16 protein-coding genes are annotated in these 14360 nt (G+C 62.3%); 8 read left to right on the top strand and 8 right to left on the bottom strand.

The window, feature by feature from the left end:
- Nucleotides 1-321: 321 nt before the first annotated feature.
- From E8L03_RS04225 to E8L03_RS04195, 7 genes are all read left to right on the top strand, one after another.
- Nucleotides 322-999: an SEL1-like repeat protein gene (locus E8L03_RS04225; RefSeq protein WP_171266661.1), complete on the top strand. Its 678-nt coding sequence runs from the start codon at nucleotides 322-324 to the stop codon at nucleotides 997-999.
- Nucleotides 1000-1008: 9 nt separating this feature from the next.
- Nucleotides 1009-1458 carry a hypothetical protein gene (locus E8L03_RS04220; protein ID WP_144234622.1) on the top strand — a complete coding sequence of 150 codons (450 nt, stop codon included), beginning with the start codon at nucleotides 1009-1011 and terminating at the stop codon, nucleotides 1456-1458.
- Nucleotides 1459-1585: 127 nt separating this feature from the next.
- On the top strand, nucleotides 1586-2044 hold the full coding sequence (locus E8L03_RS04215) for a hypothetical protein (protein ID WP_171266660.1): 459 nt from the start codon (nucleotides 1586-1588) through the stop codon (nucleotides 2042-2044).
- 220 nt (nucleotides 2045-2264) lie between these two features.
- Nucleotides 2265-3566, top strand: coding sequence for a glycosyltransferase family 9 protein (locus E8L03_RS04210; RefSeq protein ID WP_171266659.1), 1302 nt, complete (start codon nucleotides 2265-2267; stop codon nucleotides 3564-3566).
- Between the two features lie 110 nt (nucleotides 3567-3676).
- On the top strand, nucleotides 3677-4978 hold the full coding sequence (locus tag E8L03_RS04205) for a CgeB family protein (RefSeq protein WP_144234619.1): 1302 nt from the start codon (nucleotides 3677-3679) through the stop codon (nucleotides 4976-4978).
- Between the two features lie 39 nt (nucleotides 4979-5017).
- Nucleotides 5018-6280: a phenylacetate--CoA ligase family protein gene (locus E8L03_RS04200; protein ID WP_171266658.1), complete on the top strand. Its 1263-nt coding sequence runs from the start codon at nucleotides 5018-5020 to the stop codon at nucleotides 6278-6280.
- A 240-nt stretch (nucleotides 6281-6520) separates the two neighbouring features.
- Nucleotides 6521-7027 carry a GNAT family N-acetyltransferase gene (locus tag E8L03_RS04195; RefSeq protein WP_171266657.1) on the top strand — a complete coding sequence of 169 codons (507 nt, stop codon included), beginning with the start codon at nucleotides 6521-6523 and terminating at the stop codon, nucleotides 7025-7027.
- A gap of 125 nt (nucleotides 7028-7152) precedes the next feature.
- On the opposite strand, the gene E8L03_RS04190 is transcribed toward E8L03_RS04195, so the two are convergent.
- Together E8L03_RS04190 and E8L03_RS04185 are read right to left on the bottom strand one after the other, a co-directional pair.
- Complete coding sequence (locus E8L03_RS04190) at nucleotides 7153-7470, bottom strand: IscA/HesB family protein (protein ID WP_144234617.1); 318 nt, start codon at nucleotides 7468-7470, stop codon at nucleotides 7153-7155.
- Nucleotides 7471-7836: 366 nt separating this feature from the next.
- Nucleotides 7837-8178, bottom strand: a complete 342-nt coding sequence (locus E8L03_RS04185; protein ID WP_144234616.1) for an IscA/HesB family protein — start codon at nucleotides 8176-8178, stop codon at nucleotides 7837-7839.
- Between the two features lie 246 nt (nucleotides 8179-8424).
- Here E8L03_RS04185 and pyrR point away from each other — a divergent pair, with 246 nt between their 5' ends.
- Nucleotides 8425-8958: a bifunctional pyr operon transcriptional regulator/uracil phosphoribosyltransferase PyrR gene (gene pyrR, locus E8L03_RS04180; protein ID WP_144234615.1), complete on the top strand. Its 534-nt coding sequence runs from the start codon at nucleotides 8425-8427 to the stop codon at nucleotides 8956-8958.
- Between the two features lie 221 nt (nucleotides 8959-9179).
- Here pyrR and E8L03_RS04175 read toward each other — a convergent pair whose 3' ends face one another.
- From E8L03_RS04175 to hslU, 6 genes are all read right to left on the bottom strand, one after another.
- On the bottom strand, nucleotides 9180-10679 hold the full coding sequence (locus tag E8L03_RS04175; protein WP_144234614.1) for a BCCT family transporter: 1500 nt from the start codon (nucleotides 10677-10679) through the stop codon (nucleotides 9180-9182).
- A gap of 158 nt (nucleotides 10680-10837) precedes the next feature.
- Nucleotides 10838-11014, bottom strand: coding sequence for a hypothetical protein (locus E8L03_RS04170; protein WP_171266656.1), 177 nt, complete (start codon nucleotides 11012-11014; stop codon nucleotides 10838-10840).
- 8 nt (nucleotides 11015-11022) lie between these two features.
- Nucleotides 11023-11412 (bottom strand): phage holin family protein, encoded by a 390-nt coding sequence (locus tag E8L03_RS04165; RefSeq protein WP_144234612.1) that lies wholly within the window; start codon nucleotides 11410-11412, stop codon nucleotides 11023-11025.
- A gap of 9 nt (nucleotides 11413-11421) precedes the next feature.
- Nucleotides 11422-11727, bottom strand: coding sequence for an ElaB/YgaM/YqjD family protein (locus E8L03_RS04160; RefSeq protein ID WP_171266655.1), 306 nt, complete (start codon nucleotides 11725-11727; stop codon nucleotides 11422-11424).
- 221 nt (nucleotides 11728-11948) lie between these two features.
- Nucleotides 11949-12842: an acetylglutamate kinase gene (argB, locus tag E8L03_RS04155; RefSeq protein WP_144234610.1), complete on the bottom strand. Its 894-nt coding sequence runs from the start codon at nucleotides 12840-12842 to the stop codon at nucleotides 11949-11951.
- A gap of 48 nt (nucleotides 12843-12890) precedes the next feature.
- Nucleotides 12891-14330, bottom strand: a complete 1440-nt coding sequence (hslU, locus tag E8L03_RS04150; RefSeq protein WP_171266654.1) for an ATP-dependent protease ATPase subunit HslU — start codon at nucleotides 14328-14330, stop codon at nucleotides 12891-12893.
- Nucleotides 14331-14360: the final 30 nt, after the last annotated feature.

Raw genomic sequence — 14360 nt, 5'->3', positions numbered from 1 at the left:
GGCGTCGTCCCTCCAGACGTTGCAGAGGGCGGTGCCCAAAGCTGCGGGTATCCCGCTTCCGTCGGCGGTCATGCCGGCCGGAGCAGGGCTGCTCGCATTGGCCGTGGAAGAAGGGCTGTGGGATAGCCTGGACACCACTGTGGGGGCGTTCTGTGCTGCACGGCTTCTGTCGCTCCTTGAAGCAGACGCGGCGCACCACACACACCTGACAACGCGGGGGGGACAATGATCCGCAGGTGTCTGGTTGTTACTGTTCTGGTGTTTGCAATCGCGGCGGCGTGTGCATCGTGCAAAAACATCCAAGGCACTGTCTATCGAGACATGGCCAACAGCGCCTACTATGGGGACGAGGACCTGCAACGGGCCCTCCCCATGTATGAAAAAGCTGCAGGCTATGGCGATCCCGAGGCGCAGTACATCCTGGGCACTCTCTATCTGGATGGCACGGGTGTGCCGCAAAACACCCAACAAGCCGTCTCATGGCTGGAAGCCTCAGCTCGGCAGGGCTACGCCCCTGCGGAACGAACCCTCGGCATCATGTACATGGGCGGAGCCACGGGCGTTCCCGTGGATACCAACAAAGCCGTTTCCTATCTGACCAGCGCGGCGCGCAAGAACGACCTGGCCGCCACCCTGGCTCTCGGGCGGCTGTATGCCGCCTTCCCGCAGGTGCAGGACTTCGAAGCCTCGGCGCGGTGGTACGCCACGGCCAGGCGCATCAATCCCGGCATAGACCAGCGCCTTTCCGATCCGGAGTACATCAAGACCATCGTCGTGGTCGTTCACCCCAAACAGGAGCTCGAAGGCAGGGCCCTTGTGGCCGAGGTCCAGAAGAAGCTCGCCCAGCTCGGCTATGATCCCGGTCCTGCCGACGGGATAGCCGGCAAGCGGACGGTCGGCGCCGTCAAAAAGTTTCAGAAGGACTCCGGTCTGGATCGCAACGGCAAGATCGACATGGATATCCTGTTCGCTTTGGAAAAAGCCGAACGCGAAAAGTAGGGGGGAGCCATGAAAACATATCTGCACATGCATATGACTGGAATGCGGAGCTTGGTGCTTTTCTTGTTGCTACTATTCCTTGCGGCAGGTTTTTTTTCGTCTTGCGCCGTCACGGTCGATGAAAGAAAGGCCATGGATGCGAGGTGCCGCGCCAATCCCATTCCATGCCTTGACAGCAAAATCGACAGGCTCAAGAGAGACCTCGTCCTCGATGAGAAGCTCATAGAGGACGAAGAGGATATGGTGGAGGCTCTGGCGTTGCCGGACTGCGACATCCCGGATTGCGAGGAGAAGTTGCTCAAGCATACGAAACGGCTGCAAAACTACCGCGAAGTCGTCGAGCAAAGAAAGCGGGACCTCAAGGACATGGAGAAGAAGCTCGAAGCCATGAAGCACAGCCAGGACGGTTCCAACAGCGGTGGTTCGGGGGGCTCCAGCGGTGGTGGGCATAGCTGGTAAGCGGACCAAACGGGCGGTGAAGATGTTCTCCAGAAAGAGACAGGGCTGAAGCTGACCGGGAGAACAGACCGAAATCTACTCGGAAAGCCCGAGCTGGCTGGGCGCAAGAGATAGGAGGCAAGAGAAAGTGCATTACTTGTATACCAATGGATTATGGTCTCGTTGCCGCATTGCGCTCGTCATTGTCCTTATATGTTCCCCAATTGTTGGGTGCGGCTTTGTTGGAGATGTACAATATGCCGTCATGAAGGGGAATGAGAAACAGGCATGGTGTCAATCCCAACCTGCCGCATGTCTCAAGGAGGATATACAGGAACTCAAAGCAGATATCGCGAACAACCAGGAGATGGTCGAGCTCTTCGAGAAGGACGCGTTGGAAAACTCTCGTCCCGATTGTACGAGCAAGGAATGTGAAGAAGCCGCGATTGACGCCATGCAAGAAGTGGAAAAGTTGAAGGAAAAGATCAATCAGCAGAAAAAGAAGCTGCGGGACATGGAGCGTGATCTGGACGAAATGCAGCGAAGCCCGGACGGCGGCAGTGGAGGTTCAAGTGGCGTGGGCGGCAGCTCCGGCGGTAGCTGGTAATCTCTTCTACTCCGGATTATCCAAAGAGGCGGTTCGGGTTGCCCGGGCCGCCTCTTCTTATGGCATGGCTCTGAAACAGCCGGTATGGCCTTTCTCCCTCGCGCCGGCGTGTTGACTTCTGCGAGCCCCTCGGCCCATAAACACGGAGCATGGCGGCCGGATAGCCGTAAGGATGCGTGGCAATATCCGAATCCGTCGCCAAAACCAGAGCCCAGTAGCCATGCCATTCACCAGCCTCGTCATCCAGCTTGCCCGGTTCGGCGACCTTGTGCAGACCGCGCGTCTCATGCGCAGCCTGTCCGGTCCTGGCGCGAGCGTGCACCTTGCGTGCGACGCCTCCCTGGCCGGTCTTGCCGGGATTCTCTATCCCGAAGCGACCATCCATCCCGTGCGCGCCCACGGTGGACGGCAGTCCCCCGGCGAGCTCCTTGCGGCCAACGCCGCGGCCTTCGAGGCCATTCGCGCGGCAGAGCCGGATGCGGTCTACAATCTCAACTTCTCGGGCCTGAACTTCGCCCTGGCGTCCATGTTCGACGAGGACGTGGTGCACGGCTACTTCACCCACGCGGGCCAGCGGCTCAAGGACCCGTGGCCGGAGGTGGGCTTTCGTCTTTCCAGCCGCAGGCCGCAGGCCCCGTGCAACCTCGTGGATCTTTGGGCTCACTTTGCCGAGAACCCCATCGCGCCCGAGGCGGTATTTCCCGGAGCAGTGCTCGAATCACCTGAAACACGTGAACCGGGCAATTCGGGCGGATTGGGCGTGGTGCTGGCCGGCCGGCACTCCAGGAGGTCCCTGCCGGCAGAGGTGCTGGCCCCCATAGCCGCTGCCGCGCTGGAAGGCGCTACCTCCCGCAGCGGGCAGGACGGCGCCAAAGCGTATCTCCTGGGCACGAACGCCGAAAAGCCACTGGCCAAGGCGTTTCTGCGCGCGGCATCGCCACGGCTGGCCCAGCGCGTGGAGGACCGCACCGGCTCCATGGACCTTGCCGGCCTTGCGAGCTTCCTGCGCGGGCTGGACTTGGTGCTCACCCCGGACACGGGCACCATGCATCTTGCCGCGGCCCTGGGCACGCCGGTCATGGCCTGCTTTTTGTCCTCGGCCTGGGCTTGGGAGACCGGCCCGTACGGCACCGGCCACCTCGTCTGGCAGAGCGCGCCGCCGTGCGCGCCATGTCTGGAGGCGCAGGAGTGTCCCAACGAGCTGACCTGTCTGGAGCCCTTTACCGCACCGAAGTTTCTGAAGAATGTGGCCGCTGCGGCGGCGGGCAGGGAGGTGCGCGGCGATGAGCTGCCCGAATCGCTGCTTCTGCTGCGCGGCTCGCAGGACGGGTTCGGCCAGACTTACGACGTACTTGCCGGCCAGGACCCGTACGCGGCGGAGCGCGCCGCCCTGCACCGGGAAATCGCCATGCTGCGCGGCGTGGTTCTGAAATCGGACGCGCCGCCCCTGAACGATCAGCTCACGCGGCTCATGTTCCGCGAACAGGACTGGATGCTGCCGCCGTGGCGCGACAGAGCGTAGGCGGCTGCTGAATCATCCGCAGGTTGCTTTTCTTCAATAATACAGCACGTAACCCAACGTTGTTTCAAACAACCTTTCGGATGGGCCCCAACAGGCAATGAAGGAGAACAATGAGCGTTTCAGCAACACCACTTCGAATCCTCGTCGTCCAGCCGCTGTACGGCGGCTCGCTCACCGTGGGCCGCTACGCCGTGGCTGCCCTGCGCGAGCTGGGCCATGTGGTGGAGGTCTTCGAGGGCCCATCCTTCAACGGATCCTTTAACGCGCTCAAGTCGCTGCGCATCGGCTCCGACCGTTTGGGCGCGCTGGAGAGCTCGTTTCTGCAGATCGTCTCCCAGGCCGTGCTGGCCCAGGCGGAGGCCTTTGAGCCGGACCTAGTGCTCGCCCCGGCCCAGGCGCCGCTCTCGCGCCAGGCACTGACACGGCTTCGCCGCGACGGCGTGCTTACGGCCATGTGGTTTGTGGAGGACTTCGAGCTCTTCACCTACTGGAAAGGGTTCGCCCCGCTGTACGATGTCTTTGCCGTGATCCAGAAGGAGCCCTTCCTTTCCCAGCTTTCCGCGATCGGCGTGCAGAACGCGCTCTACCTGCCCCTGGCCGGGCTGGCGTCCTTCCATCGGCCGCTGGCGCTGGACAGCGTGGAGCGGCGCAAGTTCGGCGCGGACATCTCCTTTCTCGGGGCCGGCTACCCCAACCGCCGCGTCGCTTTCCGCCAGCTCCTGCGCTACGACTTCAAGATCTGGGGCAGCGACTGGGAGGGTGACCCGCTCCTGGCCACGCGGCTGCAACGCGCCGGCGAGCGCATCGAGCCGGAAGAAGCCATCAAGGTTTTCGCGGCGAGCAAGATCAACCTGAACCTGCACTCCAGCGTGCGCGTGGACCCGCCCGTGGGGCAGGGGGACTTTGTCAATCCGCGGACCTTCGAGCTCGCCTGCTGTGGCGCATTCCAGCTCGTGGACCGCCGCTCCCTGCTGGACGAATGCTTTGCCGAGGATGAGCTCGCCACCTTCACGGACATGGAGTCGCTTCTCGCGGCCATCGACCACTACCTGACCCACCCCGAGGAGCGCATCGCCATGGCCGACAAGGCGCGCCGCCGCGCCATGGCCGAGCACACCTACACGGCGCGGATGCAGACGCTGCTCGCCTTCATCGACGAGCGTTTTCCAGGTCGCCTTGCCGGATCACGCGACGCCCAGCTCGAAGCGTGGTCGCAGGCCCTGCCGGAGTCCATGCGCGGCGACGTGCTCGCGCTGCTGGAACGCCTCCAGCTCTCCAAGGACGCTTCCTTCAAGGACCTGGTCTGGCGGCTGCGGCAGCAGCAGGGCGCGCTTTCCAGCGTGGAAACAGCCATCCTCTTTTTGGACGAGTGGCAGAAGCAATACGGAATGTCTGAGCAAGCGAAGTCATAACGTGCTGCAACTATAGCAACTTCAGACAAGGAGCGGGCCGTGGCCATCACACGTGAGGAAAGCTGTTGGAGCGATGTGGAATGTCTGCCGGCCGAACGCCGCGACGCGGCCAAGTGGGAGCGCTGCCGCGAGGTCATTGGCCTTGCCTGGGCCGACTCGGCCGAGTCCCGCGGGCGCATGGAGGCGGCTGGCCTGACGCCGGACGACATCCGCACGCCTGAGGATTTCGCGAAACTGCCCATCCTGTCCAAGAAGCAGCTCATCTCCCTGCAACAGGAAAAGGGGCTGGCGCACCTGCTGGCCGTGGAGCCCGGCGCGCTCTCGCGCATCTACATGTCGCCCGGGCCCATCTTCGACCCCGAGGGCCGGGAGCAGGACTACTGGGGCTGGGCCGCGGCGTTCCATGCCGCCGGTTTCCGCGCCCGCGACCTGGTGCAGATGACCTTCGGCTACCATCTGACTCCGGCCGGCCTGATGCTGGAGGAGCCTCTGCGCGAGCTGGGCTGCGCCGTGGTGCCTGCCGGACCGGGCAACACTGACGTGCAGATAGACCTGATGACCCGGCTGCCGGTGACCGGGTTCGTGGGCATGGCCAGCTATCTCAAGGTGATCAAGGACAAGGCCGTGTCCAAGGGGCTGGACCCGCGCAAGGACTTTCGGCTCGACGTTGCCTTTGTGGCGGCGGAGCGGTTGCCCGAGAGCCTGCGCCAGGAGCTGGAGGACGCTTTCGGCATGCGCGTGCGTCAAGGCTACGGCACGGCCGATCTGGGCTGCGCCGCCTATGAGTGCCGCGAGCTGACCGGCATGCACGTCTCCCCGCGCTGCTGGGTGGAGATCTGCGACTCGGCCACTGGCAGGCCCGTACCTCCCGGAGAGATAGGCGAGGTTGTGGTCACGCCGTTCACACGGGCGTATCCGCTGCTCCGTCTGGCCACCGGCGATCTGTCCAGAATCGTGGACGACGTCTGCCCCTGCGGCCGCACCTCGCCGCGGCTGGCTGGCATCCTGGGCCGCGCCGACGACACCACCAAGGTCAAAGGCCAGTTCCTCTATCCGCACCAAATACAGGAGGTCGTGGCGCGGTTCGAGGGCGTTACCCGCTGGCAGCTCATGCTGGGCAACGCCGGCGGCCGCGAGACTGTGGTGATGCGGCTCTTTCACCCCGAGGGCACTGTGGACCCGGAGGCGTTCCAGGTCCGGTTCCAGGCGCTGTGCAAGCTGCGGCCGGACGTGGAGATCGTGCGCGACCCCGATGAACTCCCCTCGGACGCGCCGCGTGTCCGCGATGAGCGGACGTATTGATTTTGAAAATATGAGTGCTTCCGGCGGCTGGGGGACGCTGTCCCCCACGCCCCCTTGCCAGGGGAATTCAATTCCCCTGATTCGCCCCGTGCTGGGGCTCACCTCTGGTCGGTTCGCGTTGCTACCGGCCCGACTCTCCTGCCCTGGAGAATCGTGGACCCCAGAACGGGGTTAAGAGGCAAGTGGCCCCTTGCGAGGTGCCAAGGGACAGCGCCCCTTGAAACCAGGATTGATAGCAAAATGGACAAGCGAGAGATACACATCACCCAGGCTGAGAGCGATGCGGACATGGACGTTGTGCGCGGGTTGTTCCGCACGTATGCGGCCGGGTTGGGGTTCGACCTGTGCTTTCAGAACTTCGAGGACGAGCTGGCCTCGATGCCGGGCAAGTACGCGCCGCCGGAGGGGCGGCTGTTTCTGGCGCGGGACGAGGAGACCGGCGAGGCCATCGGCTGCGTGGGCGTGCGGCCCTGCGATCTGGGCTGCTGCGAGATGAAGCGGTTGTACATCGCGCCAGAGGCGCGGGGCTGCGGCCTGGGCAGGCGACTGGCCGAGTGCGCCATCGAGGCGGCGCGGGACATCGGGTACCGGTATATGCGGCTGGACACCATACCGAAGGTCATGGGCGCGGCCACCAGGCTGTACATGAACCTGGGGTTTGTGGAGATATCATCCTATTATGACAACCCCATCGAAGGCGTGGCGTATCTGCAGCTTGACCTAGCCGCCGCAAAGCGCGGGGCATGATCCCTGTTGCGAGAGCGGCGCCGGAGGTTCTACCTGGAACCGGCGGCGCATCGGCGATTCAAAGTAAAAATCCCCCGGCCCAGGCAGGGTCGGGGGATTTGCGTACATGAGTCGTATGTCCAGGGCTAGCCGCCGCAGCCGCCAGAGCCGCAGCTGGTGCTGCAGGAACCGCCGCCGAGCTGCAGGGCGGAGTCCACTGTGAAGCCCATGTAGGAGAGATCGATGCTGATGGGTTTTGCTTTTTCGAGCAGGTCTTTTTCGACCACGAACTTGAAGCCGTTTAACTCGATGACCTCGTCGTTATCGTTTGGCTCATCCAGAGCCAATGCCAGCCGGGGGCCGGATCAGCCGCCGGGAGAGAGGTATACGCGGATGGGGCTCTTCTCCTTGTCGGCGAAGTAAGCCTCCAACTCCTTCATGGCGTTGTCGGAAACGTTGACCATTGAATCCTCCGTGCAAATGTTTACCTGGTCGGAGAGGTAGACCTAAGGACCGGATAGATGGATGTCAATTGAATTGTCCAAAATTGGTAACGATCTTCAGGTCTGCAATTCCACACCAAAAAGATATTGTACACGAATTCGGCAGGTTCGTGAACATCAGGAAGAAATTATTTTATTCACTCCAAAAAGTCGAAGCTATTTCATTTATTGGTTTAATCTATACTGGCTATTGCCCTCTGCCATACGATGAAGACCGGGGGAGAATGGGCGGCGCTGCTTCTTGCGGCATGATGCGCGATGCATGAAACGAAAAAGCCCCCGGCCGGAGAGGCCGAGGGCTTTGGGTCTATGCCAGATTGCCGGTAGTTAGCAGCAGCAACCACCGGAGCTGTCGGTGCCGCAACCGCCGGAGCCGCAGCTGGAGCCACAGGAACCACCGCCCAGGGGCAGGGCGGAGTCCACGGTGAAGCCCATGTAGCTGATGTCGATGCTGATGGGCTTGGCCTGCTCGTAGAGCTCTTTCTCAACCACGAAAGTGAAGCCGTCGTGCTCGACAACCTCGTCGTTCTCGTTGGCTTGGTCCAGGGCGAGGGCCATTCTGGGGCCGGAGCAACCGCCGGGCGCGAGATACACGCGGATGGGGCTTTTATCCTTATCTTCAAAGTACGCTTTTAACTCGTTGATGGCGTTCTCGGAAATATTGACCATGAAAACCTCCGTGCTGTGATTTTGAAGTATTGGAGAACGTAATGGTCGACAAAGAGGCTGTCAATGGCAGGCTCCAAAAACGAACGACTTTCCACAAGGATGCGGGCAGAGTGCCTTGTTGAATCTATTGCAATATCAATGTATTAAAACCTTCTGGAGAATGGATTTACTTGAGCGGCGCAATCCACTATATGAATATTTTGCCGATTTCTCACGGATACGGAGCGAATCAAGGACGGGTATGCCATGCAGGACTGCAAGGATATTCTCAGCGCTGCCGACATGGAGACGGTGCTGACCAGGCTTGCCGACGAGGTCGTCGCGGCGCATAAGGGCTGCGAGAATCTGGTGCTCATGGGCATCCAGCGCCGGGGCGTGGACATCGCGCGGCGGCTCAAGGCCATTGTGGACGCCAAGGCCGGATGCGACCTCAATCTGGGCCGCCTCGACATCAACCTCTACCGCGACGACTGGACCAGTCTGGCCGTGCAACCGACCATCAGCCAGACCGACATCCCGTTCTCCATCGAGGACCGCGAGATTCTGCTGGTGGATGACGTGCTGTTTACCGGCCGGACCATCCGCGCCGCGCTAGAGGCGATTCTGGACTACGGCCGGCCGCGCAAGGTGGAGCTTCTGGTCCTTGTGGACCGCGGCAACCGCGAGCTGCCCATCGAGGCCAACTACGTGGGCGAGCACGTGCCCACCCAGCGCGGCGAGCATGTGAACGTCTACGTGAACGAGCGCGACGGCGAGGACCGGGTCTGTCTCGTGGCGTAATCTCCCATCCCTTTCCCCTGATCGACATGGGCCCGGCAATGCCGGGCCTTTTTCGTTTTTACCTCACCGGGCATGGTCCAGACTGTGACTCGTAGATTTGCTCCGGACTGAATACGTCCGGAACGCCCCACGCCAGGGTCAGGACGGCTTGAAGTACAGCCAGAGCAGGAGCCCGATAAAGGCGAAGACGCCTGCATTGAGCAGGGTGTCGAGCACTCCGTTCATGATTCCTCCCCGTGGTGGTTCATGTCGCGCCGCAGCGCCCGCAGCAGGCACACAAAAAGCGTCAGTACGATGAAGATGAAGGGATTGGCGGACAGGGCGATAATGGCCCGCACGGCGTCCACGCTGCCGGTAACGATCATCACCAGGCCCAGGGCCGCCAGGATAACGCCCCAGGTCAGCTTCATGGAAGTGGGCGGGTCCGCGTCGCCACGGCTGGAGAACATGGCCAGCACATAGGCGGCGCTCACCACGCTGGTGACGATGAAGAGGAAAGCTGCGGCGATGGTGGCCGCAGAGGTGAGCCAGGCCAGGGGAAAGCTCTCCAGAAGGGCGAAGGTGGCGGCGTTGACGTCGCGCACCACGATTTGCGGATCGAAACGCTCGAAATATGCCTCGTAAAAGCCAGCGCTGCCCAACACGCCGAACCAGACCAGGGAAAAGCCTGTGGGAGCGAGCAGCACGCCGGTAAGGAACTCGCGGATGGTACGGCCTCGCGAGATGCGCGCGATAAAGACTCCCACAAAGGGAGCCCAGGCCAGCCACCAGACCATGTAGTTCAGGGTCCAGTCCGAGAAGTACTTGAGCACGTTCTCTTCCCAGAAGACGTAGGTCTGCAAGCCGTGTGGCAGCACCTGGCTGGCGTAATTTCCCAGCATTTCAGTAACGCTGCTCATGATAAAGCCCGTGGGCCCGGCCAACAGCAGGTAGAGCATGAGTCCTACGGTGAGGAGTATGGCCAGAGAAGAAAGCTTGGCCATGCCCGATCCCAGATCGCGCACCAGGGGCAGGAACGAGGCCAGGCAAAGCACAACGAAGACTCCAAGGGCCAAGCCCAGGCCGGTCTCTCCCAGTCCCAGCATCCGGGCCACACCGCTTTGCACCTGAAAAACACCCATGGCCATGGAGCCTGCCAGGCCGATGGCCGTGGCGTAGACCGCCAGGGCGTCGAAAATGAACCCGATACCGCGCGTCCATACATTCTCGCCGTACACGTGGCGCAGTGGGGAGCTGAGGAGTTGGGGGGCGTTTTTGCGGAAGCCGAAATAGGCTATGACGAGGCCGCAGGAGCCGTATATGGCCCAGGCGTGCAGCCCCCAATGGAACACGGTGAGGGACAGGGCCGACGAGGCGGCCTCTGGAGCGTTCTGGTAGTTGCGGAAGAACAGGAAATGGCCCACCGGCTCCGCCACGCCGTAGAACAGCAGCCCCACCCCCATGCCGGCGGCGAACATCATCACCAGCCAGGAAAAGGTGGAGAACTCGGGGCGTTCATCTTCGGCCCCAAGGCGGATGCGGCCCGCGCGTCCGGCAGCCAGGATAATCGCTCCCAGCAGCAGGAACGTGGTGGTCAGCATCACGAACCAGCCCCGGCTGCGGAACAGCAGATCCACGGTGGAGCTGGCCCACGCCGCAAGCCCCAGAGTGTCCACCATTCCCCAGGCCACTACCGCCAGGGTCAGGCTCATGGCGCAGATGAATGTCGGATTCCGCCACATAAACGCCCTCCAGCATGCATCAGACGTTTCAGCAGAAAGCTACAAGGCCAGGACTGCAGCGCAGCAGAGTCGGGTGCTCATGCCTGGCGAAAATCATCAGCCAGAGCTCGCCGGGATGCTCGCGAGGATTGCCCCTTACGGCTCCCGCGTCTGGCCAGTTAGCGGAGTGGCCGCGGACGGCGCCGTGTGAGACCCAGTATCGTTGCGCCGGTGGACAGCAATCGTGCTATGATCGACAACCCGACTTTCACCTGATGCACCTCATGCACGGCTTCTGCGCGGAGCAGGGCGCCTTCGGCCAGCAGCAGCGCTTTCTTGCGGGCCAGCGGTGTCATTTTTCCACTCACAGGCAGTCCTCGTCCTTGCGCAGCTCGGCCACGGTCTGGGAAAATGGGGGCTTGGCGTTGCGCACTTTCATGCGGGTCACAAGCACCAGAATGACGCCGATGATGGCGAAGAGCGCCGTGGCGCAGACCAGGGCCGTGAGCCTATGCTCCGGCCCCACGGCGTAGATGACGGTGAATGTGCCGACCACAACGGCCAGCGCCAGAAAGAGGAAGGCTGCGGCCGCCAGGATGAGCAGCCGCAGCAAAAGCAGCGATTCCTCCCGCGCCTCCACGCCGACGAGCTCCAGACGGTTTCTGCCCAGGGCGAGGATGATCCGCACGGCGCGTCTGGCGTGCTCCGGCGCTTCCAGGATGGAGGACAGGGCGGATTCGAAAGGTCCTGGCATTCTCGAACCCTACTTGCGGGAGAAGAGCCAGCCCACGAGCAGGCCTACGCCGAGAGCCGCGCCCATGGCCTGGTAGGGCTTGTCCTTGACGAAATGGTCCACCTGCTCGGCGCGGCCGACAATGGCGTCCTCCACGTAGGAGTATCGCTCCCGGTACTCGCTCAGCCGTTCGGCGAGCTTGTCGCGCGCTTCCTTGGTAATCTTGTCCGTGTCGTCTGCCGTGGCCTTCAGCAGGGCATGGGCATCGTCCACAAGCAGCTTGAAATCCTTGTTGATCCGTTCCTTGGCCTTATTGGTTTCTTCCATATGGGGCATGGGAACTCTCCTTCGTGTATTGGGGACACGCTTGTCACGCGTCCTGTTGGCGTCGGCTACAAACTCCACACACACCAACATACACCAGGAATCAGGTTTCCCGCAACGCCGGCCGAGAAAAAGTCATGACATTAGGGTTTTTCGGGATTCTGAGGGACGCCGTCCTCAGGCTCCCAGCAAGGGGCCAATGGCCCCTTGACCCCGGAGGCGAATCTCGGGGCTTACCCTTTACGGACGATCTCCGTACCAATGCCTTTTTGGGTGAACAGCTCCAGCAGCACAGAGTTCTCGGTGCGGCCGTCGATGATCTGGGCTTTCTCCACGCCGGCGTCCAGGGCTTCCAGGCAGCATTTCACCTTGGGGATCATGCCGCCCTGCACGGTACCGTCGCCGATGGCCATGGCTGCGGCGGCCATGGACATGGAGGAGATGAGCGCGCCGGTTTTGTCCAGGATGCCGGCCACATCCGTAAGCAGGATGAGGCGCTTGGCGCCCAGGGCGGCGGCCACGGCTCCGGCCACGGAGTCGGCATTGATGTTGTAGGTACGACCGTTGGTATCCACGCCGATAGGCGCGATGACCGGGATGAAGCCTTCGCGCTCCAGGGAGTAGATGAGGCTGGTTTCGATGTGCGTCACCTCGCCCACGCGGCCCAGGTCGATGATCTCCGGCGGGGCGTTGTCGCGGGACACGGCCATCTCCAGCTGGCGGCAGCGCACGCACCAGCCGTCCGTGCCGGAGAGGCCCACGGCCTTGCCACCGTGCAGGTTGAGGAGATTGACGATCTCCTTGTTGACCTTGCCGCCGAGGACCATCTCCACAACGTCCATGGTGGCCTCGTCGGTCACGCGCATGCCCTCGCGGAACGAGCACTGGATATTGAGCTGCTCCAGGAGCTTGCCAATCTGGGGGCCGCCGCCGTGCACGATGACGGGGTTCACGCCGATGTACTTGAGCATCACGATGGACTTGGCGAACGCTTCCTTGAGCACCTCGTCCTTCATGGCGTGGCCGCCGTACTTGATGACTACGGACTGTCCGTGGAAATTGCGGATGAACGGGAGGCTTTCCATGAGGAGCTTGGCAACGCGCGTGCCTTTGTCATGAGCCACCATTTCGGCCTCCGGATGCTTGTCTTTCAATGCCGTCTCTTTCTTCAATAGTTACAGGATATAACGGGAGAGGTCACGATCCTCGATGACGTCTGCCAGGTGCTCGCGGACATAGGCGGCGTCAACTGTGACGGCCTGGCCTTGCATCTCCGGAGCATCGAAGGAGAGGTCGGTGAGGACCTTCTCGATAATGGTGTACAGGCGGCGCGCGCCGATGTTGTCGGTCTCCTCGTTGGTGCGGGCGGCAAAGGAGGCGATCTCGCGGATGGCGTCGTCGGCGAACTGCACGTTGATCTCTTCAGTGTTCAGCAGGGCGACGTACTGCGTGGTCAGCGCGTTCCTGGGCTCGGTGAGGATGCGGTAGAAGTCCTCCTCATCCAGGGGCGAGAGCTCCACCCGGAGGGGGAAGCGGCCTTGCAGCTCCGGCACCAAGTCCGAGGGTTTGGCCACGTGGAATGCGCCGGCCGCGATGAACAGGATGTGGTCGGTACGGACCATGCCATACTTGGTGTTCACGGTGGAGCCTTCCACAATGGGCAACAGGTCGCGTTGCACTCCCTCGCGGGAGACCTCGCCGGACTTCTGGTTGTCGGAACCGGACACGATCTTGTCGATCTCGTCGATGAAGATGATGCCGTCCTGCTCCACGCGCTCCTTGGCCTGCTCGGTGACCTTGTCCATGTCCACCAGACGCTGGGCCTCTTCCTGCACCAGAATCTCGTAGGCGTCCTTCACGCGCATGGTGCGGCGCTTCTTTTTCTGGGGGAAGACGTTCTTCATCATGTCCTTGAACTGGAAGCCGAGCTCCTCCATGCCGGGCATGGCCATGATCTCCATCTGCGGCCCCTGGGTCGAGACTTCCATTTCCACCCGGCGGTCGTCCAGATAGCCGTCGCGCCAGAGCTTGCGCAGCTTCTCACGCGTGGAGGAGGGCTTTTTCTCTTCTTCCTGGGCGAACCCGGGCACGTTGGAGGCGTCGTCCGGAGCCGGACCGGCCGGGATGGGCTCGCCAGCCTTCCACGCCTGCAGAGACGGTTCCTCGGGCTCCTCTTCCTTGGCCAGGCGGCCGGATTTGGGCAGCAAGAGGTCCAGCAGGCGCTCCTCAGCGTTCTGCTCGGCCTTGCCCTTCACCCGCTCTTCCTCCTCGGCCGTGACCAGGGACACGCTGATCTCCATGAGGTCGCGGATCATGGACTCCACGTCGCGGCCCACGTAGCCCACCTCGGTGAACTTGGTGGCCTCGACCTTGTAGAAGGGCGACTGCGCCAGCTTGGCCAGCCGGCGGGCGATTTCGGTCTTGCCCACGCCGGTGGGGCCGATCATGATGATGTTCTTGGGCGCGATCTCCTCGCGCAGCTCCGGGTCCAGCTGACGGCGGCGCCAGCGGTTGCGCATGGCGATGGCCACCATGCGTTTGGCCTCTGCCTGTCCGACTATGTATTTATCGAGCTCCGCGACTATCTCGCGGGGCGTCATGGCATCCATGTGCATTCGTCCTTGTCGAAGCGTGTGTGCGTTTTT

It is taken from the genome of Oceanidesulfovibrio marinus (genome assembly GCF_013085545.1).
In the GTDB taxonomy this organism is placed as follows: Bacteria; Desulfobacterota; Desulfovibrionia; order Desulfovibrionales; family Desulfovibrionaceae; genus Oceanidesulfovibrio; species Oceanidesulfovibrio marinus.
This window is presented reverse-complemented; position numbering and strand designations above follow the sequence as displayed.